Consider the following 24402-nt stretch of genomic DNA (forward strand, 5'->3'; position numbering starts at 1 on the left):
TCAATTCTTTCTCGGGTCAAAGGCATCACGTACGGCTTCTCCGGCAAACACCAGAAGAGTCAGCATGAGTGACAAGGAAACAAAAGCTGAGATGCCTAACCAAGGTGCATGCAGGTTGGCTTTGCCCTGAGCAATCAGTTCACCCAGTGAGGGGGAGCCTGACGGCAAGCCAAAACCCAGAAAATCAAGCGAGGTCAGGCTGGTAATGGCTCCCGCAAGAATGAAGGGTAGAAAGGTCAGGGTGGCGACCATGGCGTTTGGCAACACATGGCGGAACATGATGTGCCGGTTTTCCAGGCCCAACGCTCGCGCTGCGCGCACGTATTCAAAGTTGCGGGCTCTCAGGAATTCAGCCCGAACCACGTCGACGAGTCCCATCCAGCTGAACAACAACATAATGCCAAGAAGCCACCAGAAATTCGGTTGAACAATGGCCGACAGAATGATCAGTAAATAGAGCATGGGCAAGCCAGACCAGATTTCCAGAAACCGCTGACCAAGAAGATCGACTTTGCCGCCGTAATAGCCCTGAATGGCGCCAACGGCCACGCCGATAATGCAACTGACGAATGTCAGTGTCAGGCCAAACACCACCGAAATCCTGAAGCCGTAAATAACTCTGGCAGCCACATCACGACCCTGATCGTCTGTACCTAGCCAGTTGACGGAGCTGGGTGGTGCCGGGGAGGGCACGTCCAGATTGTAGTTGATGGTGTTGTAGCTGAACGCGATGGGCGGCCAGATCATCCAGCCATTAGCATTGATCTCGTCCGCGATGAAGCTGTCACGGTAGTCGGTTTCGGTCGGCAGAAATCCGCCAAAGGTCTCTTCGGGAATGGCCTGCGCTACCGGGAAATACCAGTCGCCGTTATAAGACACCAAAAGCGGTTTGTCGTTGGCAATCAATTCAGCGCCCAGGCTGATGCCGAATATCAGCAAAAACAGCCAGAGTGACCAAAAACCGCGGCGGTTATTACGAAAATTGCGTATCCGACGTTGCTGAATGGGCGAGAGCTTAATCACGATTACGCTCCCTCCCGGCTTTCAAAGTCGATCCGTGGGTCCACCACGACATAGGTTATGTCGCTGATGAGTTTCAGTAGAAGCCCCATGAGCGTGAAAATATAGAGCGTACCGAAGATCACCGGGTAATCTCGGTTCAATGCCGCTTCAAAGCCGAGCAAACCCAAACCGTCGAGCGAGAAAATGACTTCGATCAGGAGTGAACCCGTGAAGAACAGCGATACAAGTACCCCGGGCAAACTGGCGATGACAATTAACATGGCGTTGCGGAATACATGACCGTAAAGCACTTGTTTTTCATCCAGACCTTTCGCACGTGCAGTTACCACGTACTGCTTGCCGATCTCATCGAGAAAAGAGTTTTTGGTCAGCAAGGTGAGGGTGGCAAAACCACCGATGACGTTTGCAGTGACGGGTAGGGCCAAGTGCCAGAAGTAGTCGGCTATTTTTTGGTACCAGGTCATTGTGTCAAAGTCGGGTGAGGTGAGGCCCCTCAGCGGGAACCAATCGAAGTAGCTGCCGCCGGCAAACAGGACAATCAACAGAATGGCAAACAGGAACCCCGGTATGGCGTAGCCCACCACGATGGCCGAGCTGCTCCAGACATCGAATCGGGAGCCATCGGTGACAGCTTTTCGAATGCCTAGAGGAATGGAAATGAGATAGATAACCAACGTTGACCAGAGGCCGAGCGAAATCGACACAGGCATTTTGTCGATGATCAGCTCGACCACTGAACGGTCCCGAAAGAAGGAATTCCCGAAGTCAAAGGTGGCGTAATCTTTAAGCATTTCCCAAAAGCGTTCGTACGCGGGCTTGTCGAAACCGTAGCGAGCTTCCATTTCAGCGAGGAGCTCAGGAGGAAGCCCCCGTGCCCCTCGGCTTTCTCCCGATGCAGCGGACACTTCTCCACCCATATCACCGCCACCCGCTCTTGCCAGAGCATTGCCGCCCAGGCCTTCCATTTCGGCAATTAGCTGCTCAATGGGGCCCCCGGGGGCTGCCTGAACGATGACGAAGTTGAGAAGCATTATTCCGACCAGGGTCGGAATAATGAGCGCCAATCGACGAAGTATGTATGTACCCATCTAGGGAAGGAATCCTTTCATGACGGCTTGGTTCGCAGAGGGCCGATTAGCGGGTGACCCACCAGTTGTTATAATCGATACCGCTTTTAGGGGTAACGTCGGGCCCTGCAAGATGGTTCCAGTAGGCCACTCTGTCTTTACTCAAATGCCAGTGAGGAATCACGTAGTGGCCATGCAGCAACACATGGTCGAGAGCGCGGGCTCGATGCACTAGCTCATCACGGTCCGGCGCCTGAATTACCATGTCGACCAACTGGTCAACGATGGGGTCGTTCACGCCAATGGTATTGCGAGAGCCTTCTACATCAACATTCGTTGATTGCCAGTAGTCCCGCTGTTCGTTGCCCGGTGAGTCGGATTGGGGCAGTACTTGGGTGATCATGTCGAAATCGAAACTACGTACGCGGCGAATATACTGGCTGGTGTCGACAAGACGCACGCTGACATCGATTCCCAGTTTTTTCAGGTTCTGCGTAAATGGCAGGACCACACGTTCGAAGCTTTTCTGCGCCAGCAAAATCTCAAACGCCAGAGGCTCTCCCGTTTCATTGCCCACCATCTTTCCGCCTTGGATACTGTATCCAGCTTCCGACAGCAGCTTCAGAGCTTGCTTGAGGTTGTCACGAACGCTTGTGGACTTGCCGGTGTCAGGGGGCGTGTACACTTCGTTAAACACATCCGGACTGAGCTGATCACGGAAAGGCTCCAGGATCTCCAGAGTGCGTCCGGACGGCAGGCCATTTGAGGCCAGTTCACTGTTCTCGAAGAAACTGTCGGTGCGAGTGTATTGGCCAAAGAACAGGTTTCGGTTGGCCCATTCAAAATCAAACCCGTAAGCCAAAGCTTCGCGAACTTTCGGGTTTTTAAAGACGGCTTTACGAGTGTTAAAAACGAACCCCTGCATGCCGGTTGGGCGGTGATGCTCGATCGCTGCTTTGGTAATGGAGCCATTTTCGAAGGGCTTGCCGGTATAAGCTGTGGCCCAATTTTTTGCCGACGTTTCCTGTCGGAAGTCAAAGTTGCCCGCTTTGAAAGATTCCAGTGCGACGGTATCGTCGCTGTAGTATTCGTAGGTGATTTTGTCGAAGTTATAGCGGCCCTTACGAACCGGAAGATCAGCTGCCCAGTAATCCGGAATGCGCTCAAAAGTCAGGGCACGGCCGGCATCGAACGATACAATGCGGTAGGGGCCACTGCCCACGGGAACGTTGAGGCCGTTACCCTCGAACTCACGCTCTTGCCAGTAGTGGGCAGGAAGAATGGGCATTTGGCCGATGATCAGCGGTAACTCACGGTTTTCCGTATCCCCAAAGTCGAAACGAACACGGTGGCTATTTTCTACCGAGACGCTTTGTATGTCGGAGTAGTAATTGCGGTAAAAGGGGTGGCCTTCAGTCGTCAGGATGCGGAAGGAAAAAGCGACATCCTCTGCGGTAATTGGCGAACCATCCTGAAAGCGGGCTTGCTCCCGCAGATTGAAGATAACGTAGCTTCTGTCGTCGGGTACTTCGAGGCTTTCTGCAATCAGCCCGTAAGCGGAAAAGGGCTCGTCGTCAGAAGACACCATCAATGTGTCGTAGACATAAGTGCTAATGCCCGCAGCGGCGACACCTCTGACAACAAATGGGTTAAAGCTATCAAAGCCATTGGCGACAGCACTCAGTTTCAGGTGCCCGCCTTTTGGGGCTGCGGGGTTCACGTAATCAAAATGACTGAAATCTGAGGGGTATTTCACCGTCCCGTGCATCGCTATTCCGTGCACGGGAGCTGGCGCTTCTGCGGGATGACTGTCTGCGTACGCAACAAAAGAAGTGACGACTAAGGCCAGTGACGTAACCAGCCGTGTCAGACTCGGTAACTTACGTATTTTCTTCATAGTTCTCGCACGTTATGGGCTGTTTCTTATGTCAACGTAGAGTACCAGACTTTGGCCAGGTTGCAGATAACGGTTGGTATTAAGATCGTTCCATGATGCGATGTCACGAACATTCACCGAGAAGCGCGAGGCGATCGTAGACAAAGAATCACCTTTGCGCACGCGATACCCAACCTTACGAACCATGGCTTTACTTCTGGCGTTGCTTGCGACGGTTTTAGGTTGCTCGACCTTGCTCCAGATCACCAGTTCCCGGCCAGGATGGAGTGGGTCTCCCGGTGCCATGCCGTTCCAGGCGGCCACTTCACGTACGTTAACCCGATGCTCCCGCGCAATGTCCCAAAAGGTATCGCCTCTGCGAACGGTATAACGCACTTTGTTGCCTGAACGTTTGCGTTCTTGTGTGCGCTCGAGGCGCTGCGACTGACTCAAAGCGTAGGCTTCAGAGCTCTTGGTAGAGGAGGGAATCAGAAGCTGTTGGCCGATACGAATCATATCGCCATTGAGCTTGTTCACTTGGCGTATGACGGACGTTGTGGTGGAGAATCGATGAGCGATGCTGCCAAGGTTATCGCCTTTGGATACCTTATAGTTTTGCCAGGACACCCGTTGGTCGGCTGGAAACTTGGCCAACGCAGACCGGAAGGTTTCAGCATTTTGAGCTGGCACTAACAGGCGGTGTGGACCATCGGGGTTGGTTGCCCATCGATTATAGGAAGGGTTGAGCAGGTAAATTTCATCAATATCGACGCCCGCAAGTTTGGCTGCCTGTGCAAGATCGAGTTGTGAGCCGGTCTCAACCACTTCAAAGTAGGGCTCGTTCTCTAGTTCCGGCAATTCGATGCCATAGGCGTCCGGGTTGTCGATTACTTTTGCCAGTGCCAGCAGTTTGGGAACGTAATGCTGGGTTTCCTTGGGTAATCTTAGTGACCAATAATCCGTCGACTGGCCTGCCTTGCGATTGCGGCGCATAGCGCTGGAGACAGTACCGCCACCGGAGTTGTAAGCGGCCAGAGCCAGTGTGAAGTCACCGTCGAAACGTTTGGCCAACCGCTCGAGATACGTTAAGGCCGCATCGGTAGAAGTCAGCACATCCCGTCGATCATCATGCCACCAGCTTTGTGTCAGGCCGAAATATTTGCCGGTAGACGGGATAAACTGCCAAAGCCCTGCCGCTCGGCCATGGGAGTATGCAAAAGGATCAAACGCGCTTTCCACCACTGGCAGTAAAGCAAGTTCTGTTGGCAAGCCGCGAGCTTCGGCTTCGCTGAGTATGTGGTGCAGGTATCGGGCGCCTCTTTCGGTCACACGCTGAAGATAACGTGGGTTGCGGGCATACCAATCGAGTTGGGCCTGCATCCGCGGATTGTCGACCGAGTGATCCATTGCAAAGCCTGCACGCATGCGGCTCCACATATCACTTTTATTAAGGATGTCTGGATTAGAAGATTTAGGCTCGTCGAGCTTTTTGCGGGCTTCTTTGACTTTGGCTTTCAAATCCGAAGAAATGGCATCATCTAGCGGGGCATTCGCAGCTATATCCAGATCGGAATCCATAGCGGCGATCAATTCGTCGTCGCCTTGAGCCACCACAACGTGCTCGGATTCGAGAGGGCTGCTGTGCCAACTGCCGAATAAGGCGTTACTGCTGCATCCTGCCGTTAAGGATGTCGTTAACAAGACCAAAGAAAGGCGATTAACCGGCATAAATAGGGTTCCGGGAGGTTGCGCCGGATGCGAGTGACAAGCTCCGGCGTAAATAAATAATGCGATATGCAAACACGGTTCGTGGGAGATTTTATGAGACGTGTTTTGAGGTGGTCAAGGCGCGAGATGTTACGGCTTTGAGAGTTACTGTTACCCCGCCTCAATAACGGTTCGGCTCAGAAGTGATCCTTGCCATGCCGGACCGCCGCAAACACCTCCGCGGATTTTGTCACCGGCAAGCCTTTTTCGGCGCCGTAGGCTTTGGCAGTCTCAACAACCGCTGGATCATCCCAACGGAGGAACAAATTCAGAGCTTTTTCGTTTTTAAGACTAGACGGCACGGTCGCTTTCCCTGCTTGGCGCAATTCGTGGCATGCCTGTTCGAATTGGATCAAGCCGTCATCCTGAGGTAGCCAATGCCGGGCAAAGCGAAGGTTAGCGAGTGTGTATTCGTGGGCGCAGTAGATCGCGGTACTATCGGGTAAGGCTCGCAGTGAGTTCAACGAGCGGTACATCTGTTCCGGGGTGCCCTCAAACAACCGTCCACAGCCGCCGATAAACAGAGTGTCACCACTGAACAGTACCGGCGCACCGTTAACCTGAGTCTCGGTAAAATACACGATGTGGTCCAGCGTATGGCCCGGAGTTGCCATGACACGAAAACGAATCTTCTGCCATTCAACGTTATCGCCATGACGCGTGGTTTCTGTCACATTGGCAAATGGCGAATCCTCAGGGCCGACGATTCTGACGTCCGGATGGCTTTCCTTTAATTTGGCAATGCCGCCGGTGTGGTCCGGGTGATGATGAGTCACCAAAATGGTATCAAGTGTCAGTCCTGCATTTTTCAGGTAATCCGTGACCGGCTGAGCCTGCCCTGGGTCTACCACAAGAGCCTTGCCTTCGGCAGTATCTGCAAGGCACCAGATATAATTGTCTGAAAACGCCGGAATCGGGTAAATACTAAACATCATGACCACATGTGCTTGATGGATGTGACTGTTATCATAAAGCAACAGAGCGCCTATCCCAAGGTATCCGATGTCAGGGCCACAGGAGCAGAGGAATGAACCGTGAGAGATTCAAAGCCGATTGATTTCGCAGCACGACACGAAAGCTTTGAAGTCTGGTTTCAAAGCCCGCTTGGGCGCGCTCTGCTGGCCAGCCAGAGGTGCGTTCTTGATAGAGAGCTAAGCAGCCTCACGGGAGCGCGACAGTTACAGATTGGTTTGAGTCACAGGCTGCCGCTGGCCAGCGGCACGGATTATGTGCAGCGTATAATTACGACGCCAACCTGGAGCCCGAACATGCCCGATGGCGTAGCGGTTTGTGATTCAGCTGAACTGCCGTTTCCTGCAGATTCTATCGATTTAGCCATTCTCCATCATGCTGCAGACTTCTCTCAAGACCCCCACCAAGTGCTTAGAGAGGCGGCTAGAGTGTTGAAAGGCGAAGGCGTGATGGCGCTGGTCGGGTTCAACCCTTTGGGCCTATGGGGAGTTCGCAAGCTGATTTCACGTCACCATCAGGGGCCATGGGGTGGGCGATTCATGATGCGTTCGCGAATGGAAGATTGGCTCAGATTGCTCGGCTTTACTATCGAATCCTCTGCGACGTATTTCAGCCGGCTCCCGATTCAGAAACGCAACGGCTCCGTGTCCACGAGACCACCGTCCGGTAAACCCAATATTATTCCCGTCGGTGCCTATTACTGTATCCTTGCGCGCAAGCGGGTACCGGCGCCCATTCAGCGGCGCGTTAATTGGCGCAAGAATAAAGTCATGACGCTACCCGGCGCGATAGGCGCGTCGAGGGATTGTGTGAACAAGGTGCCCGGCAAGCTCGATACCAGTAATCATTCACCGGAGTTCTAATGGCAGGCAAAGTAGTGATGTACACCGATGGTGCGTGTAAAGGTAATCCCGGTCCGGGTGGTTGGGGCGTTGTTTTACGTTATGCGGGATCCGAGAAAAAAATGCACGGCGGTGAGCGCGAAACAACCAATAACCGCATGGAGCTCATGGCTGCCATTCAGGGACTGAAAGCCTTGAATCGTGCATGCGATGTCGAGCTATTTACCGACTCCCAGTACGTTCGCAAAGGGATTACCGAGTGGATGTCAGGGTGGAAGCGAAATGGCTGGAAAACCTCGGCCAAAAAACCGGTTAAGAATTCAGACTTATGGAAAGAGCTGGACGCAGAATCAGCACGTCACGACGTGAGCTGGCATTGGGTCAAGGGCCACGCTGGTGACCCCGGGAACGAGTTGGCGGACGAACTTGCCAACTTAGGTGTCGAAACCGTGATGAGCCGCTAAAGTAATAGAAGCACGAAACGATGTTCTCCGGAAGGTAATGCATGAGACAGATTGTACTGGACACAGAAACCACGGGTATTGACCCCAACGCCGGGCACCGGATTATCGAGATCGGTTGTGTCGAAGTTATTGAGCGTAAGCTGACGGGGCGGAACTACCACGTCTACATCAACCCCGAGAGGGAAGTTGAGGCGGAAGCCATTACCGTTCACGGCATCACTAACGAATTCCTGCAGGACAAGCCGAAGTTTGCAGAAGTCGCGGACGAATTCTTTGCGTTTATTGAAGGTGCCGAGCTGGTCATTCATAACGCGGCGTTCGACGTTGGCTTTATGGATTCAGAGTTTGCCCGTCTTAGGCCGGTACGAAAAACCTCTGAACATTGTGGCGTTGTCGATACCTTGGCAATTGCTCGAAAGAAACATCCCGGACAAAAGAACAACCTGGATGCGCTTTGTAAGCGCTACGGGGTAGATAACTCGAATCGAGAACTCCACGGAGCATTGCTGGACGCCGAGATCCTGGCGGACGTCTATCTTCTGATGACCGGTGGGCAAACTGCGCTTTCTTTGGATGCTGGTTCCGGTGAAGAGGGGAGTGTGACAGGTGTGCGGAGGCTGTCGTCAGAACGAGCGCGTCTGCCAGTTATTGAGGCCACCAACGACGAAGTCGGCGCACACGATGAAATGATGGCAAGAATTGAAAAGAAGGCTGGTCAGACGGTCTGGAGCAAACTTGAAGCCTCAGAGTGAGACCTATATCTAACTGTACTAATTGTTACATTTCAGCTTTCTTGAGCTACTTGAATTTTGTGTTATAAGTAATGATAAGTTCGCAAGTTTTTGCCGAATTTATTTCGTTCATGCACAGGAATCGCTAGTCTCCGCAACGTAACAGGAAGCGTTTATGGTCCAATCGTCTCTTGCGACGAAATCGCAGTCGTTTGATCTGGTTAAAGGTGAAATTGAGCAGACCATCAAACAAGCGGAATCGAGCCTTGAACGCTTTCAGGAGAACCGGGAAAGCGGGGAAGACCTGCAGAACTGTGTCGACTATCTGAACCAACTGCGCGGTATTTTCCTGCTCGTCGAACTTCGTGGTGGAACGTTGATTTGCCAAGAAGCCGTTAACCTGGCTAACGACGTTCCTGTCGGTGCCAACGACGACAAAAATATCTTGCTGACAACCCTGAACAGCGCTTTGTTCACCTTGCGTCGTTATGTCGAGTATTACCATCAGCAGCGCGTTGATCATCCCGAATTATTGCTCCCCGTTATTAACGACCTACGCGAAGCCCGGAAGGAAAAGCCTTATCCGGAATCGTGTTTTTTTGACGTGGATGTGCGTGAACGACCCGATTTCTGCTGCGATGTGGCGCTTCGCCCCGGCGTAGAAGACGATGCCGAGTACGAAGTTTTAGCGCGCCGCATGCGGCTAACGTTTCAGGTGGCATTGCTGGGTATACTGCGAGAGCAGAACGAAGAGGTCAGTAAAAAGCTCATTGCTCGTGCCGCTCGCGGTTTCGCTCGACTCTGCCAAAACGCACCAATGGGGCAGATGTGGTGTCTTTTGGCTATCACGGCGGATGCGATGCTCGATCGGGCGATGGGGTTCAGCAAGGCTCGTAAACGGCTGCTGATGCGTTTGGAGCGCTACACCCGTGAAATTGTGTACGTGGGTAAAGTCGCCACTGCAAAAGATGCTCCAGACTCGATCGTAAAAGATCTGCTTTACCTGCTTTATCGAAGCGGCTCCGCCAATCCAGAAATTGCCAAAGTACTGCAAAGCTACAATCTTCCTCCTTCGGATTTCCCTGACTCCATGATGGATGCGCATTCTCGCAGGCTCTATGGCCCGGGTAGCGATGTCCTGAAATCCTTGTCTGATGCGCTGTTGGAAGAGCTGAACCAGCTCAAAGACAAGCTCGACATTATCGAACGCGGCATCGAGCCGGATCTTGCAGAGTTATCCTCCATTGCAGATGCGCTTGAGCGACTCGGCAATACCCTGGTGATTTTGGACCTCAATCGCTTAGCCAGCATTTCTCGAAGCGAAGCCCAAAAGCTTCGGAATTGGGAAGCAGAGAATCGCTTGCCCGCTGAAGAAGAACTTTATGAGCTGGCGGATTCTGTTTTAGGCGTCGAAGATGCAGTTATGCAGATAGTAACCCGAGGGATTACGTCTGAAACCGACGCTCTGGCGGGAGCCAATAGTCGTCGTGAAGAATCGGTGTATCTGCAAGAAGCCATCTGGGTGGTTACCGAAGAGGCACGAGGTGCTTTAACGTTGGCGAAACGTGCGATTACCGCATTCATCGAATCGGACTACGACAAGTTACATCTCGCCAACTTGCCAGGCACGCTGCGCAGTATTTGGGGAGGGCTCGTCATGGTGAGCGACCCTGCAGCGGCGAGCGTCATTGCAAGAGTCGCAGATTCCATCCAGAACCAACTGCTGGATGCGAAAGAAGCGCCGTCGAGCTCTGTGCTGGAAGCGCTGGCGGATGCGCTTACTTCGCTGGAGTATTATATTGAGAGTATTGGGCGCCGGGATGAGAGCAACGTGGGTTTGCTCGACCTGGCAGAGTCATCATTGGCTGACGTAGGTTTGTAAGCCCTTCAGCCAAATGCCAGACATAAAAAAACCTGCGATCTACGCAGGTTTTTTTATGGAACATCCGATAGGGCTCAGCCCATGTCGAACAGCTCACCCAGCTTGGTCGCCAGCATCATGTCGCCTTCGGCGCGCAACTGACCAGCCATGAATGCTTGCATGCCGTCAGTTTCGCCAGAAACGATGCCTTCCAGAGTTTCGGAGTTCATGATCAGGGTAACAGAAGGATCGTCGTGAGCGCCTTCGTTCAACTTGCAAGAGCCGTCTTTGATTTCCAGGTTGTAAGTCTTGTCATCTTCGATATCAAACTGGAACACCAGGTCCAAGCCCTGTGCTGCGTCTGCGTTGAAGTTATTTTCCAGCTTCTCAAAAATCTGTTCTACAGACATTAGTTATACCCTTTTTGGTGATTGTCTTATCTTAATGGGCGGATCAACATCCCGAGCGAAACTGACTCTGTAGTAGCTGGGTATCGCCGACCTCAGTATTCGACTTTATGGTTACGGCAGGAGCATGTCAAGCTTGATCGAACGCTTGTTTTAATTTGATTCGGGCTTATCAGTTAAGGTGCGACAGAGTACACTCTGGGGTTTGCATAAAGCGCACTGGAGACTGCATTTTGGAATTCATTAGTGATTACGGATTGTTCCTTGCAAAGGTCGCAACTTTCGTTGTGGCGGCGATTATTTTGGCCGCTATTATTTTGTCCGCAAGTAAGCATAGTGATTCGGACGATGACGAAGGCGAACTGAAGGTTCGAAAACTTAACGACAAATACCGACACCTTAAAGAGTCAATTCAGGCCAAGTTAATGTCGGATGACGAATACAAGGCCTGGAACAAACAGAAGAAGAAAGAAGCAAAGGGAAAGAAAAAAGCGGCCAAAACCAAAAGCGAAGGAGACGTCGAAACAAAATCACGGATCTATGTCATCGACTTCGACGGCGACATCAAGGCCAGCGATACTGACACGCTCCGTCGCTCTGTAACCGCGGTATTAAGTGTTGCTGACCCGGATAAAGACGAAGTGGTCGTTCGCCTTGAGAGCGGTGGCGGCCTTGTCCACGCTTATGGCCTAGCATCGGCTCAACTTGACCGCATTCGAAACAAAGGGCTGTCACTGACCGCCTGCGTCGATAAAGTCGCAGCCAGCGGTGGCTACATGATGGCTTGCGTAGCCGACAAAATCATCGCATCTCCGTTTGCGGTTGTCGGCTCCATCGGAGTCGTTGCTCAGCTCCCGAATTTTCACCGGCTACTGCAAAAGAACAACGTCGACTTCGAGGTACTGACCGCCGGTGAGCACAAGCGCACGCTCACGATGTTCGGTGAAAATACTGTCAAAGGTCGCCAGAAATTCCTAGACGATCTGGAAGACACTCATGGACTGTTCAAAGAGTACGTCAGCGAACGCAGACCTGCTCTGGATATCCATACCGTCGCGAATGGTGATATTTGGTTTGGCAAACGTGCTCTTGAGGTCAACCTGATCGACGAAATCAAAACCTCCGACGAATACCTCATCGAGGCCTGCGATCGGGCGGAAGTGGTTTCTGTGTCATTCCAGCACAAGAGGACGCTGGCTGAGAAAGTTGGAATTGCGACCAGTACGGCACTGGAAGGTTCCGTGTGGAAGGTTTTAAGCGCTTTCAGGAATCAGAAGATTCAATAGCAGTCAGTATGATGGGGAGTAGAGGTGCCAACTTAGCTGTTGGCACCTGCTCACTTCTTAGCGTGTTCTGGCCGATTAAGAGGCCCGGCGCCGGAACAGCGGCACGTCGTTATCAACGGCAGCCTGATACGTCTCGGAGAAGAAGTTCAAGCACTTTTCTGCCTTGGATATGTCTTTATCGGCGCGAAGCACATACGCATCAAAGCCGCAGCGCTTCATGAACTGAAGCTGATCCAGAAGCACATCGCCCACAGCCCGAAGCTCACCCGTATACCCGAACCGCTGGCGCAAAAGACGGCCAATGCTGTAACCCCGTCCATCAACAAAGCGCGGGAAGTTCACGGCAATCAACGGCAGCTCGTTCACTTTCCCTTCAAGCAACTCAGGCTCATCATGGCTGTCAAACCAGACACCAATATCAGCCCGGCCGGCATAATGCTCATAGCCAGCAAGCCAGAGATCGGCAGGAATCAATGCCGGTTGGCCCTCTGGAATATCCAGAGAGTCACCCTCGGCTGGGCGGGCAACCACTACCCAGTTGTCGTTACGAATCGTGCCGTCAGCGGCAATAACATCAGGCATAAACCCGCTCCTTGAATGGATCCAAACCAACCCGGCGATAGGTGTCCAGGAAAGTTTCTTCTTCGGTTCGTTTCTCAACGTACACATCAATGATCTTGGAAACCACGTTTGGCATATCTTCCCTAGCAAATGAAGGCCCAAGGATCTTGCCGATATTGGCGTCCTGCTGTGATGAACCGCCCAGGCTGACCTGATAGAACTCTGCGCCTTTCTTGTCGACGCCCAAGATGCCGATATGGCCAACGTGGTGGTGACCACAAGCATTCATGCAACCTGAAATGTTCAAGTCGATGGGGCCCAGGTCGTAGAGATAGTCCAGATCATCAAACTGTCGCTGAATGGCGTCAGCAACCGGAATCGATTTCGCATTTGCCAGCGCGCAGTAATCGCCGCCCGGGCAGCAAATCAGGTCTGTCAGGGTGTTCAGATTCGCGGTGGCAAAGCCCATGTCTGTGATGGATTGCCAAAGCTCGAACAAGCGATCTTGACGCACATCGGCCAGCACCATGTTTTGCTCATGGGTCGACCGAGCTTCTCCGAAGCTGAATTCGTCGGCCAGATCAGCAATCTGCTCAAGTTGACGGTCGGTCATGTCACCAGGCGGTGTGCCGGTTTTCTTGAGCGTCAGTGTGACGATGGCATAGCCTGATTTCTTGTGCTCACCCACATTGTGAGTCAGCCAGCGATCAAATTCTTTGTTCTCGAAACGCTTCTGGCTCAATGCGTCCGTGGCATCGTCGAGAGCCTCATAAGCAGGCTCGGTGAAGTAGGTCTTAACCCGGTCAATCTCATCGTGGGTCAGACGAGTAGGGGAGTTTTTGATCTGTTCCCACTCGGCTTCGACTTTCTCGGCAAAGCTTGCCGGGCTCAAAGCTTTTACCAGAATTTTGATGCGTGCTTTGAACTTGTTGTCACGACGACCGTAGCGGTTGTAAACACGCACAACGGCTTCAAGGTACGTAAGAAGATCCAGTTCCGGCAAGAATTCGCGAATCACAGGGCCAACCATCGGAGTGCGGCCTAAACCGCCACCAACGTGAACTTTGAAGCCCAGTTCACCTTGTTCGTTCCGGACCATTTGGAGGCCAATATCGTGCACTTGAATCGCCGCACGATCGGTGTGCTCGGAGGCGTTGACCGCAATTTTAAATTTGCGGGGCAGGAACGCAAATTCTGGATGGAACGTTGACCACTGACGGATGATCTCGCAGTAAGGGCGCGGATCTGCAATTTCGTCTTTTTGTACGCCAGAGAACTGATCCGTAGTGGTGTTTCGAATGCAGTTGCCGCTGGTCTGGTTCGCGTGCATTTCGACTTCGGCCAGCTCGGCTAGAATGTCGGGCACATCTTCCAAGCGAGGCCAGTTGAGCTGAATGTTGGTTCGGGTGGTTACGTGGGCATAGCCTTTGTCGTAATCACGGGTAACCCTGGCTAATCGGCGCAGTTGCTCGGAGCGAAGCATGCCGTAGGGCACACAAATACGCAGCATAGGTGCGAGACGCTGAACATAAAGACCGTTCTGCAAGCGAAGAGGAAGAAACTCCTCTTCCGAAAGTTCACCCGCTAAGGCACGCTCGGTCTGATCCCTGAATTGGGCGACGCGCTCGGCGGCAATTTGTCGGTCGTGTTCATCATAAACGTACATAGTGGAACGTCCTGCCTGGCTATCATCAGAAGCTATTTGTTATGGCTGCAATTTTCGACACTGCGCCTTATTCCTGATGTGAAGGATACCAGTGACCTTTTATTCTCAAAACGATTATTTCTAAATATCATTATCGATTCAGGTGATAAGGGCGAAGATCGAACTGGACGAACATCAGTTATCTGCTTTAATTCCAACAGTTAGCCGACAAAAACAATGACGTTATTCGAGTGAGGTCCATATGAAGAATTCTGAGCGTTCCGACAGTGTCGTAGATTCAATGGCCGCAATAGCCTTGGTTGTCCTGACAGTGGCGTTCGCGGTGCTGTGGGTGTCGGGTCAGTAAAGCGTTATTGACCAGCCAGCACCAGATTGACGACCAAAATCAGGCCACCCACAAACAGCCCGGCAAAGATCAGGCCTGCGATGATGTAAGGCCCTGCGCTGTGGCTTGAGAAGTCTTCTTTCCGGCGTTTGTCAGACTGAACGCCTAACGCACCGGCAAGAATGCTTTGTGTGATTTTCAGAACCCCGGGATTCCGGGGTTTCTTGTTTTCGTCGGCTTTATTCTTGTTTTCAGCAACGTCTGACATGGTAACTTCCCGGGCTTATTCTGCAGGATCGTAGGCCAAGCTTGGCATTAGCCAACGTTCCGCTTCGGTTTTTGAAATGCCTTTACGTTCAGCGTAGTCCTCAACCTGGTCAACGCCAATTCTACCCACCGGGAAATATTTCGATTCCGGGTGACCGAAGTACCAACCTGAGACGGCAGCGGTTGGGAACATCGCGAAGTGCTCGGTCAGTTCAAGATCAATGTTTTCCGTCGCGGCCAATAACTTGAACAACGTTGCCTTCTCGGTGTGATCCGGGCAGGCCGGATAACCCGGGGCAGGGCGAATGCCGCGGTAACGTTCTTTGATCAGGTCTTCGTTGGCCATTTGCTCTTCGGTAGCGTAGCCCCAGAATTCTTTCCGGACCCGTTCGTGCATTCGCTCAGCAAACGCTTCAGCCAAACGGTCGGCCAAGGCTTTGACCATGATGGCATTGTAGTCATCGTTCTTGTCTTTGAATTCGAGTGAGAATTCATCAGCCCCGATGCCTGTTGTTACGGCAAAGCCACCGACATAATCTTCTTTGTGGGAGTCTTCCGGCGCAACAAAGTCGGAAAGTGCCATCATTGGCTTGCCCGGCTGCTTGTCATCCTGCTGGCGCAGGTGGTGGAGCGTTGTCAGCTCTTCTGTGCGCGACTCGTCGGTATAAAGAACCACATCATCGCCTCGGCGGCTGGCAGGCCAAAATCCGACCACGGCTCTTGCAGTCACGCGTTTCTGTTCAATCATTTGTTTCAGGATAACTTGGGCATCGTCGAACAGGCTTCGAGCCGCTTCGCCGCGCTTGGGGTCATCGAAAATCGCTGGGTATTTGCCGGAGATATCCCAGGCAATAAAGAAGGGGGTCCAATCGATGTAGTCAACGAGCTCGGTTAAATCGTAATCGTCGAATACGCGAACACCCGTGAATTGTGGACGGGCTGGCTCATAGTTTTCGAAGTCGATTTCGGGCGCGCGGCTACGGGCCTCTGCCAGTGTGACCAGCTTGGTACGGTCACCACGGTTTTTCCGGCGCTCTCGCACTTCATCGTATTCTTTACGGGCCGCTTCCACGAGCGCTGGCTTAGCTGTTTGGCTGAGCAATTGTGAGGCAACGTTTACGCAGCGAGAAGCATCGGAAACATAAAGTGCGATGTCATTTTTGTAGTGGGGTTCAATTTTAACCGCCGTGTGTGCCTTCGACGTAGTGGCACCACCGATCATCAGTGGCAAGTGGAAATCTAGACGCTGCATTTCACGGGCGACATGGACCATTTCATCCAGTGATGGAGTGATCAGGCCACTCAATCCGATGATGTCTACGTTTTCTTTCTTGGCCGCTTCCAAAATCTTTTCGCAGGGCACCATAACGCCCAGATCGATGACTTCGTAGTTGTTGCATTGAAGGACCACGCCGACAATATTTTTGCCGATATCGTGAACGTCGCCTTTCACCGTGGCCATCAGGATCTTGCCTTTGGCCTTCTGATTCTCATCTTTTTCCGCTTCAATGAAGGGGATGAGGTGGGCGACGGCTTGCTTCATGACGCGAGCACTTTTGACGACCTGCGGAAGGAACATCTTGCCATCGCCAAACAGGTCACCAACCACGTTCATGCCATCCATGAGCGGGCCTTCGATGACATGGATCGGCCGATCGGCTTCAAGACGGCAAGCCTCAGTGTCCTCGAGGATGAAGTTGGTGATGCCTTTAACCAGAGCGTGCTCTAAGCGTTTTTGGACAGGCAGTTCACGCCACGCAAGATCTTCTTCCTGGGTCTTGCCGCCTTTACCTTTGAATTTTTCCGCCGCTTCGAGTAATCGGTCGGTTGAATCTTCGCGGCGGTTAAGAACAACGTCCTCTACGAGCTCCTTTAAGTTCGGCTCGATTTCGTCGTAAATCACCAGCTGCCCGGGATTAACGATGCCCATGTTCATGCCAGCTTTGATGGCGTGGTACAGGAACACGGAGTGGATTGCTTCACGCACCGCGTCGTTACCGCGGAAAGAGAACGAGACGTTACTTACACCGCCGGAAATGGATGCGTGAGGCAGGTTCTCACGAATCCAGCGCGTGGCATTGATAAAGTCCACGGCGTAGTTGTTGTGTTCTTCGATGCCGGTCGCGATGGCAAAGATGTTGGGGTCGAAAATGATGTCGCCCGGATTAAAGCCTATGCCAACCAACGTGTCGTAGGAGCGTTTACAGATTTCGGTTTTTCGCTCATAGGTGTCAGCCTGACCATCCTCATCAAACGCCATCACGACGACGGCTGCACCGTAACGCATGCAGTCACGTGCTCGCTTGATGAACTCCTCTTCGCCTTCTTTCAAACTGATGGAATTCACCACCGCTTTGCCCTGAATGCAGCGCAGACCGGCCTCGATGACATCCCACTTGGAAGAGTCGATCATGATGGGGACCCGGGAAATATCGGGCTCCGATGCCACCAAATTCAAAAAGGTCACCATCACTTCCTTCGAATCCAACATGCCCTCGTCCATGTTGATATCGATAATCTGAGCACCGTTTTCAACCTGATCGCGGGCAACGCTCAACGCTTCTTCGTATTGCTCCTCTTTGATCAGGCGCAGGAAGCGTTTGGAGCCGGTAACGTTGGTGCGTTCACCCACGTTAATGAATAGGGTGTTTTCGTCACCGGTAAACGGTTCTAAGCCGGATAGGCGCAAAGATTTTGGACGGTCCGGTATTGGCCGCGCCGGGTACTTCGAAACGGCATTTACAATGGCTTCAATATGCTCTGGGCGTGAGCCACAGCAACCACCAATGATGTTCAGGAAGCCGTCGCGGGCGAAGCCCTCAATAATGTCTGCCATTTCTTCCGGGGTTTGGTCGTATTCGCCAAACTCGTTCGGCAGACCCGCATTAGGGTGGGCTGATACGTACGTTTCGGCTTTGTTTGCCAGCTCTTCCACGTAAGGACGCAGCGCATCTGCACCCAAGGCACAGTTAAGGCCTATGGAGATTGGTTTTGCATGGGCAACGGAGTTATAGAAAGCTTCAGTTGTTTGGCCAGACAAAGTTCGACCGGAGGCATCGGTAATGGTGCCGGAAATCATGATTGGCAGCTCGATGCCGCTGTCTTTGAAGAACTGTTGGGTCGCGTAGATCGCTGCTTTGGCGTTCAAGGTGTCAAAGATGGTTTCGATCAGAATGATGTCTGAACCGCCTTCAACCAAACCAGATACAGCTTCATAATAATTGTCGACTAGGGTTTGGAAGTCGACGTTACGGAAACCCGGGTTGTTCACGTCAGGTGAAAGGGATGCTGTACGGGACGTGGGGCCAACCGCGCCAGCCACAAAACGTGGTTTGTTCGGAGTTTTAGCCGTGAATTCGTCAGCGATTTTACGCGCGATCCTGGCCGATTCGACGTTCAGTTCACGCGCCAGCGACTCCATGCCGTAGTCGGCTTGAGACAGTTGCGTCGAGTTGAACGTGTTGGTTTCGATAATGTCGGCGCCAGCGTCCAGATACTCTGCGTGAATGTTGCGGAGCAGGGCTGGCTGGGTCAGGTTCAGTAGATCATTATTGCCCTGAACGTCATTGGCAAAATCTTTGAACCGATCGCCTCGAAAGTCTGCTTCATCCAGTTTCTGATTCTGGATCATGGTACCCATAGCACCATCGAGAACGAGAATGCGTTCTTTAAGGGCTAGATGGAGCTGTTCCAGACGGCTGTTGCGATCGGTCATAGATAAATTTTCCGGAGTCATGAATAACATCTAATAAATTTAGTGCCGCGGGATAATAGCAAAAATGCAACAGAAGGTCTTAGTACAGATGGTCATTATAAAGTGACTGAAAATTAGGAGAGAGAAGGGCGGAAATAAGGGAAATTAGTTACCTCTGGAATGCTTGACTGTTTTACTTGGTCTTTCAACTTTGGGCCAACTCTCTTAAAATGGAAGCTACATTTGAAAACAGGTAGGAAGCATGGCCGTGGTAACAGTGACAGAATCCGCACGAGATTATCTCGCAAGCTTGATCGAAAAGCAGGATGTTGAAGGCATGGGGGTTCGCATCTTTGTAACCCAGCCCGGTACCCGAAATGCGGAAACGTGCCTGGCATATTGCCCGCCAAATGAGGTGGTGCCGACGGATGAAGCGAAGGATTTGGAAAAATTCATGCTTTATCTGGACCACAACTCCGTACCTTTTCTGGAAGATGCTTTCGTCGACTATTCGAAAGATCAGATGGGCGGCCAGCTGACCATTAAAGCGCCGAATGCGAAAGTCCCTCAGGTTTCTGATGATGCACCCTTGCCGGAGCGCGTGAAGTACGTGTTGGCGTCCGAGATTAACCCGAACCTGGCAGCCCACGGCGGTGACGTTTCTTTGGTTGAGATTGTCGAAGAGTCGGTGGCTGTGTTGCGATTTGGCGGTGGTTGCCAAGGCTGTTCAGCGGTTAGCCTCACTCTCAAGCAGGGAGTCGAGAAAACACTGATGGAGCGTGTTCCGGAAATTACAGCCGTTCGTGATGTAACCGACCACACGCAAACCGAAAACGCCTACTACCAATAATTCCTGCTATCAGTTATTGCGTTTCCCTCCTTGGGCAGGTGGTGTCAGCCACCGCCTGCCGTTATCACCTCTTTTGACTGGCAATGCGGCCAATGTGGCCCGTACCCGGTTACTTCATTATCTGCCATATGAATGGACGTCTAATCCGGTTTTGTGCCGGGTAACACGAACGATAACCCGCGGGTCAGCGGGGATGATGCTTGGGGTTACGCTTGTCTGAATACTCTCTTCTATTGGTGCCCGTGGTGGCTGCATTTGTTGGGTGGGTTACCAATTGGCTCGCCATACAGATGTCGTTTTATCCCGTTCAGTTTATTGGGGTTGGTTTTCTCGGCTGGCAGGGTGTCATACCGCGCAAAGCGGAAAAAATGGCTCACATTTGTATCGATCAAACGCTTCAGCAGTTCGGTGATCTGAATTCGGTTTATCAGAAGCTTGAGCCGCACAAGATTGTCGAACATGTCGTTAATCTGGTTTCACCGAGGTTGGACGAATACATCGATGCCATCATGTACGAAGTGCAGCCCGTGCTATGGGACAACCTGCCGCTTTTCGTACGTTCCAAAATCTATAAGTGGGCGCGTGAACAGCTACCTGCGCGAATAGAAGAGCTGGTCGAGGACATTGGTGATGATCTTGACAGCCTTATTGATCTTAAAGCTCTGTTAAGTCGGCAGTTGCAAGAGCATCCGGATCTCATGAACCGGATATTCAAAGAAGCGGGTGCGGTTGAGCTAAGATCTGTGATCAACCGTGGTGCATTGATTGGTGCGCTGCTAGGGGCGGCATTGGTGCCGCTTTGGATGAACTATCGGGAACCCTGGGTCTTGCCTTTGGGTGGTTTTTTCATCGGCTTTATAACCAACTGGCTAGCCATTAATCTTATTTTTGCGCCGCTGCGGCCTCGGCGATTCCTGTTCTGGAAAGTTCAGGGATTGTTCCTGCGTCGCCAGGACGAAATCAGTGATGTGTGGGCTCGTTTGGTGTCAGAAGAGCTGATCACCGTCGAAAGAGTGGCCGATGCAATGGTTAACGGCGACCAGGCCGGTAGAACTCGAGCGATCATTCAGATGCATTTGAGGCCAATGCTCGATGAGTCGCTGGTATTAAAAGTCGCGGCTCAGGTCAGCGTGGGTATGACAGGCTATACCGATTTGAAGCGTGTCATGAATGACAAAGCCGTCGTGGCTACTCAAGATGTATTCGCTGATGCGGCGTTTAGAAAGGAGCGTGCGCCTGCTGTGGCAGCCGTTCTGTCTGAACAGATGAAAGCCTTGAGGCCCGAAGAGTTTCAAGACATCTTACGTCCGGCATTTCGCGAAGAGGAGCTTCAGCTGATGATCGTCGGCGGGATCTTCGGAGCTGCTGCAGGATTGGTTCAATTATTAGGGACAACGTATTTGCCCTTGATGTCCTTAGGTATTTAAATCAGAGAATTTGTTTATGCCGATATGGGTACAACTTGCGATTCAGGTGGCGGTCACGGTTCTCACCGTGGGTGTCGTTTTGGCCGGTTTTTGGTACTTGATTGTGCGTCCATGGCTGTCACAAAAGGTTCAGGAGCTTATTGATGCAGTGGAAGAGATCGAGCCCAAGGTAACGCGCGGTGTGCATCAAGGCGTTAAGGATGCAGCCCGAGAGGCACCCCAGCGAGCATGGGAAGGCGCAACCAAAGATCCTGCCAGGCAATTCATGAAGTTTGGTTCTGACCTGTTTGAGAACGGCTTAAGCAGTTTTTTGGGTGGAGCCGCTGACATGCAGAAATCTGCGGCCAGTGAGAGTGAGCCTGAAAACACGTCCGATACCCGTGAGCCCCGGCATCGTTCATAGGCAGTTCGTGGGCCTAGGCAGGCCGGCTATTTTGCTGGCTGTTTTGGCTGGCGTCCCCGGAAACAGTTGCATCAGGTAGATACTGTTTCCTTTCTCTTCGCCTAAGCTGTCTTTCACGGCTTTCACGAAAAGTCGATTCGAAGGCGGTGACATTTCATGCGCTTTATAAAAACCCCTCAGAAACTCAATGATTTCCCAATGATTCTCATTGAGAACCATGTCGTCTTCGGCTGCAATCGCAATGGCGACATCGGGAGTCCAGCTGCTCGATTCTTCTAGAAAACCTTCGTTGTTTCGTACGGGTAGATTTGAATGGCTCATGTTTACCAACTGATTATCTTTTCGTGTTTTTCCGTCAGCTGCACCAGCTCGCTGTAATCGATCGTTTCGATGTCACCGACTGCACTCTCAAGCGCCCTGGCTTCGATGTCTGCCTTCAGAGCATAGAGCTGGCAGGGGAGACTCAACTGGGTGCCAGCAGCGCTTAGTACGCCGTTTTCGATCAATACCAATGTGTCCGCAGGTGCCAGCGCATGCAAGCAAGCGACGTGTCTTGGGTGTTCAGGGGCTTTGTTCAAAATGTGGAGCGTAGCGCGGCTCGATGAATTGCCAGTCATAATCTCTGCTCTTTAGCCTGCGAATACCACTTGTTGGTGGTGGTTCAATACGTCTTGAAGATTACCTGCCAGTTCCACTCCGGAAAGCATTGCCTCTTCATTCAACCCATACTGCTGGCAGGCGTGTTTGTCTGCAATCAGTGCTTCTATCCCGAACATGGGGGCGGCGGACAGATTCTTTTCTGCTGACTTCTGGCCTACATCGCTCGGTTGCTGCCCTTTACGGAGCCAATTAACGCCAGGGCCGATAAACAGCATAGCCGCAGGCTGATCAAACGCCGCTAGTGAAAAGGCCATATCCAGCGCTTCACGCCCGGCCCAAGAACCGTAGGGTGCCTGATCGATCACGATGAGTGTGGTCACGTCAGCCTCCTCCATGGAAGTAGAGGGTTCTATCAGAGGTCTGTTTTCCTTCTACCCATTCACCTAATCCTGCAATGATGAAAGGTGAGCGGAGATTGTTACCGGCCAATTCGTAGCGTGCCTGTTCCGTTTCATCGACAAGACCCCGGCGCAAGGCAGAGGCAATGCAGGCTGCGGCCGGTATGTTGTGTTCTTTTAGTAGATCGGACCACTGTTGCGGCCAATGCACTTCATCGGAAGGTGGGGAGCTCAAGCTGGAGGCCAGGTGCACGCCTTCTCCGTAGAGGAATACGCGGTCAATTCTGTGCCCGGCCGACAGAGCCCCTCTGGCGAACATTAAGGCAGTTTGAGGCGCTTGAGTGGTCCATGGAGCGCCCGTGATAACAAGCGTATAAGCAAGCGAATTCGGCATGTGTGAGAGTTCTGGTAGTAGGTAGATCAGATTATGAGTGTACCGAAAGCAGAAACCCCGGCAAAGTGCCGGGGTTTCTGGAGGCTGGTTCAGCGAGCTGAATCAGTCATCGCCACTGAAGGCGCCAATCAGGTGCAACAAGCTGACGAACAGGTTGTAGATGTTCAGGTACAGCCCGGTAGTTGCCATGATGTAGTTTGTTTCGCCACCGTTCACGATACGGCTGGTATCGTAAAGGATGAAGCCAGACATCAGGAGCACGATGGCTGCGCTCATGGCGAGGCTGAATGCGGTTACTTGAACGCCGAACAGGCTCGCGACGAAAGCACCGAGCATGCCGACGATAACCACCATCATGCCTGCGACCAACATGCCACGCATGAAGCTGAAGTCTTTCTTGGTGGTCAGCACGTAGCCTGACAGTCCCAGAAACACCACGGCTGTGCCGCCCAGTGCTTGCATAACGATCTGGCTGCCGTTAGAAAACTGCAGGTAGTGCATCAGGATGGGGCCGAGTGAAAGGCCCAAAAGTCCTGTGAAGGCGAAAACAACACCGATGCCAGCTGAGCTGTTGGCGGTTCTTGGTAGAACAAGCCATACCAGTGCCAGTGCACCTAAGCTGCATACCAAGCTTGCGCCTCGGCTCAAGCCAATGCTCATGGAAACAGCGGCCATGACAGCACTGAACAGGAGTGTCATTGCCAGAAGGGTGTAGGTGTTGCGTAGAACTTTGGTTGCTGCCGGGCTAATGGCGCCCGTAGCGCTGCCTCGAGCGACTTGGAGGCCACCCTGGCTTTGAACGTTGTATTGCCTGTTATCCATTCTCGTCTCCGAATTTATCAAACGGCGGGGAGGGCACGGGCTGATCTCGCCTTGCTGATTCCCTCTAACCTGTAGCCCATAATAAGGTTGTATGCGCAACTTTCAATCATTTAGGACAATAAACCCAGCCAAGAAGTTCATTACACTTCGTCCACCTTGTCAAGATTGTTGAAAGGATGATCAATATAAAGAAAATGAACGAGAATTTTAGGAATTTCGATACAGACCGTTGACAGCATAGGCTATTCCGGTATCATGCACACCGCTGTCGACATGATGGCGAGAAAGATGCGGTGGGCTGGCAGAGCGGCTGAATGCAGCGGTCTTGAAAACCGCCGAAGGTTAATAGCCTTCCCGGGGTTCGAATCCCTGGCCCACCGCCATTTCTTTCTTAGTTTTCACTTCCTTTCTTGTATTTAAATATCCATCTCACGTTCCAGACCTTGCAGAAGAGCAATGGGCATGTCTGCCATTCTGTTCCACGTTCTTTCTGGTATTTGTTGAGGGGGGGCGATTGTGTTCGAGCGCGCACTTAAAACGGGCGTTTGAAAAAGCGTTGCCTCAAAACGGGACAGCGTCACACAATTTCCAGATCGTCTTTCTCCGATAGTTTCTCTGCAACAGGCGCCAATGTTGGCCGTAATGCTTTTGGCCCGTTAGTTGCTGAGTCTAAGCTGCATTCGCAACTTAGGAATCCTC

23 protein-coding genes and 1 tRNA gene are annotated in these 24402 nt (G+C 52.2%); 9 read left to right on the forward strand and 15 right to left on the reverse strand.

Annotated features, from left to right (window positions below; genetic code table 11):
* From VOI14_RS04705 to gloB, 5 genes are all read right to left on the reverse strand, one after another.
* Complete coding sequence (locus VOI14_RS04705) at nt 1-1020, reverse strand: ABC transporter permease (RefSeq protein WP_323751092.1); 1020 nt, start codon at nt 1018-1020, stop codon at nt 1-3.
* Between the two features lie 5 nt (nt 1021-1025).
* Complete coding sequence (locus VOI14_RS04710) at nt 1026-2111, reverse strand: microcin C ABC transporter permease YejB (protein ID WP_323750880.1); 1086 nt, start codon at nt 2109-2111, stop codon at nt 1026-1028.
* A 46-nt stretch (nt 2112-2157) separates the two neighbouring features.
* Nucleotides 2158-3987: an extracellular solute-binding protein gene (locus VOI14_RS04715; protein ID WP_323750881.1), complete on the reverse strand. Its 1830-nt coding sequence runs from the start codon at nt 3985-3987 to the stop codon at nt 2158-2160.
* A gap of 12 nt (nt 3988-3999) precedes the next feature.
* Nucleotides 4000-5694 carry a LysM peptidoglycan-binding domain-containing protein gene (locus VOI14_RS04720; RefSeq protein ID WP_323750882.1) on the reverse strand — a complete coding sequence of 565 codons (1695 nt, stop codon included), beginning with the start codon at nt 5692-5694 and terminating at the stop codon, nt 4000-4002.
* A 176-nt stretch (nt 5695-5870) separates the two neighbouring features.
* Nucleotides 5871-6665, reverse strand: coding sequence for a hydroxyacylglutathione hydrolase (gloB, locus tag VOI14_RS04725; RefSeq protein ID WP_416361390.1), 795 nt, complete (start codon nt 6663-6665; stop codon nt 5871-5873).
* 102 nt (nt 6666-6767) lie between these two features.
* On the opposite strand from gloB, the gene VOI14_RS04730 reads away from it, so the two are divergent.
* From VOI14_RS04730 to VOI14_RS04745, 4 genes are all read left to right on the forward strand, one after another.
* Nucleotides 6768-7568 (forward strand): class I SAM-dependent methyltransferase, encoded by an 801-nt coding sequence (locus VOI14_RS04730; RefSeq protein WP_323750884.1) that lies wholly within the window; start codon nt 6768-6770, stop codon nt 7566-7568.
* Nucleotides 7568-8011, forward strand: a complete 444-nt coding sequence (gene rnhA / locus VOI14_RS04735; protein WP_323750885.1) for a ribonuclease HI — start codon at nt 7568-7570, stop codon at nt 8009-8011. Before VOI14_RS04730 ends, rnhA begins: the two co-directional genes overlap by 1 nt.
* 41 nt (nt 8012-8052) lie before the next feature.
* Nucleotides 8053-8763: a DNA polymerase III subunit epsilon gene (gene dnaQ, locus VOI14_RS04740; RefSeq protein WP_323750886.1), complete on the forward strand. Its 711-nt coding sequence runs from the start codon at nt 8053-8055 to the stop codon at nt 8761-8763.
* Between the two features lie 154 nt (nt 8764-8917).
* Entirely contained in the window at nt 8918-10624 is a 1707-nt protein-coding gene (locus tag VOI14_RS04745) for a chemotaxis protein (protein ID WP_323750887.1), read from the forward strand.
* A gap of 74 nt (nt 10625-10698) precedes the next feature.
* On the opposite strand, the gene VOI14_RS04750 is transcribed toward VOI14_RS04745, so the two are convergent.
* Entirely contained in the window at nt 10699-11013 is a 315-nt protein-coding gene (locus VOI14_RS04750) for an SCP2 sterol-binding domain-containing protein (protein WP_323750888.1), read from the reverse strand.
* Between the two features lie 230 nt (nt 11014-11243).
* Between VOI14_RS04750 and sohB the strand changes: the two genes are divergently transcribed.
* Entirely contained in the window at nt 11244-12296 is a 1053-nt protein-coding gene (sohB, locus tag VOI14_RS04755; RefSeq protein ID WP_323750889.1) for a protease SohB, read from the forward strand.
* Nucleotides 12297-12371: 75 nt separating this feature from the next.
* Here sohB and VOI14_RS04760 read toward each other — a convergent pair whose 3' ends face one another.
* The 4 genes from VOI14_RS04760 to metH all read right to left on the reverse strand — a co-directional run bounded on the left by VOI14_RS04760 (nt 12372) and on the right by metH (nt 18830).
* Nucleotides 12372-12878 (reverse strand): DUF934 domain-containing protein, encoded by a 507-nt coding sequence (locus tag VOI14_RS04760; protein WP_323750890.1) that lies wholly within the window; start codon nt 12876-12878, stop codon nt 12372-12374.
* A complete protein-coding gene (locus VOI14_RS04765) occupies nt 12871-14523 on the reverse strand; it encodes a nitrite/sulfite reductase (RefSeq protein WP_323750891.1) in 1653 nt (550 codons plus the stop codon). Before VOI14_RS04765 ends, VOI14_RS04760 begins: the two co-directional genes overlap by 8 nt.
* A gap of 350 nt (nt 14524-14873) precedes the next feature.
* Complete coding sequence (locus VOI14_RS04770) at nt 14874-15116, reverse strand: DUF2970 domain-containing protein (protein WP_323750892.1); 243 nt, start codon at nt 15114-15116, stop codon at nt 14874-14876.
* Between the two features lie 15 nt (nt 15117-15131).
* Nucleotides 15132-18830 (reverse strand): methionine synthase, encoded by a 3699-nt coding sequence (gene metH / locus VOI14_RS04775; RefSeq protein ID WP_323750893.1) that lies wholly within the window; start codon nt 18828-18830, stop codon nt 15132-15134.
* 241 nt (nt 18831-19071) lie between these two features.
* On the opposite strand from metH, the gene nfuA reads away from it, so the two are divergent.
* The 3 genes from nfuA (at nt 19072) to VOI14_RS04790 (ending at nt 21489) form a co-directional block, all read left to right on the forward strand.
* Complete coding sequence (gene nfuA, locus VOI14_RS04780; protein WP_323750894.1) at nt 19072-19659, forward strand: Fe-S biogenesis protein NfuA; 588 nt, start codon at nt 19072-19074, stop codon at nt 19657-19659.
* Nucleotides 19660-19871: 212 nt separating this feature from the next.
* On the forward strand, nt 19872-21086 hold the full coding sequence (locus VOI14_RS04785) for a hypothetical protein (RefSeq protein WP_323750895.1): 1215 nt from the start codon (nt 19872-19874) through the stop codon (nt 21084-21086).
* A gap of 16 nt (nt 21087-21102) precedes the next feature.
* Nucleotides 21103-21489 (forward strand): hypothetical protein, encoded by a 387-nt coding sequence (locus tag VOI14_RS04790; protein WP_323750896.1) that lies wholly within the window; start codon nt 21103-21105, stop codon nt 21487-21489.
* Here VOI14_RS04790 and VOI14_RS04795 read toward each other — a convergent pair.
* The 5 genes from VOI14_RS04795 to VOI14_RS04815 all read right to left on the reverse strand — a co-directional run bounded on the left by VOI14_RS04795 (nt 21484) and on the right by VOI14_RS04815 (nt 23703).
* A complete protein-coding gene (locus VOI14_RS04795; RefSeq protein ID WP_323750897.1) occupies nt 21484-21810 on the reverse strand; it encodes a TusE/DsrC/DsvC family sulfur relay protein in 327 nt (108 codons plus the stop codon). The genes VOI14_RS04790 and VOI14_RS04795 overlap by 6 nt on opposite strands.
* 2 nt (nt 21811-21812) lie before the next feature.
* Nucleotides 21813-22106, reverse strand: a complete 294-nt coding sequence (gene tusB, locus VOI14_RS04800) for a sulfurtransferase complex subunit TusB (protein WP_323750898.1) — start codon at nt 22104-22106, stop codon at nt 21813-21815.
* 12 nt (nt 22107-22118) lie between these two features.
* Nucleotides 22119-22469, reverse strand: coding sequence for a DsrE family protein (locus tag VOI14_RS04805; protein WP_323750899.1), 351 nt, complete (start codon nt 22467-22469; stop codon nt 22119-22121).
* 1 nt (nt 22470) lies between these two features.
* A complete protein-coding gene (gene tusD, locus VOI14_RS04810; protein WP_323750900.1) occupies nt 22471-22881 on the reverse strand; it encodes a sulfurtransferase complex subunit TusD in 411 nt (136 codons plus the stop codon).
* A 102-nt stretch (nt 22882-22983) separates the two neighbouring features.
* Nucleotides 22984-23703, reverse strand: a complete 720-nt coding sequence (locus VOI14_RS04815; protein WP_323750901.1) for a Bax inhibitor-1/YccA family protein — start codon at nt 23701-23703, stop codon at nt 22984-22986.
* Nucleotides 23704-23995: 292 nt separating this feature from the next.
* Here VOI14_RS04815 and VOI14_RS04820 point away from each other — a divergent pair.
* Nucleotides 23996-24086: transfer RNA gene (locus tag VOI14_RS04820), tRNA-Ser, on the forward strand.
* Nucleotides 24087-24402: the final 316 nt, after the last annotated feature.

Origin of the sequence: Marinobacter sp., assembly GCF_034669625.1 — a bacterium.
Taxonomy (GTDB): domain Bacteria; phylum Pseudomonadota; class Gammaproteobacteria; order Pseudomonadales; family Oleiphilaceae; genus Marinobacter.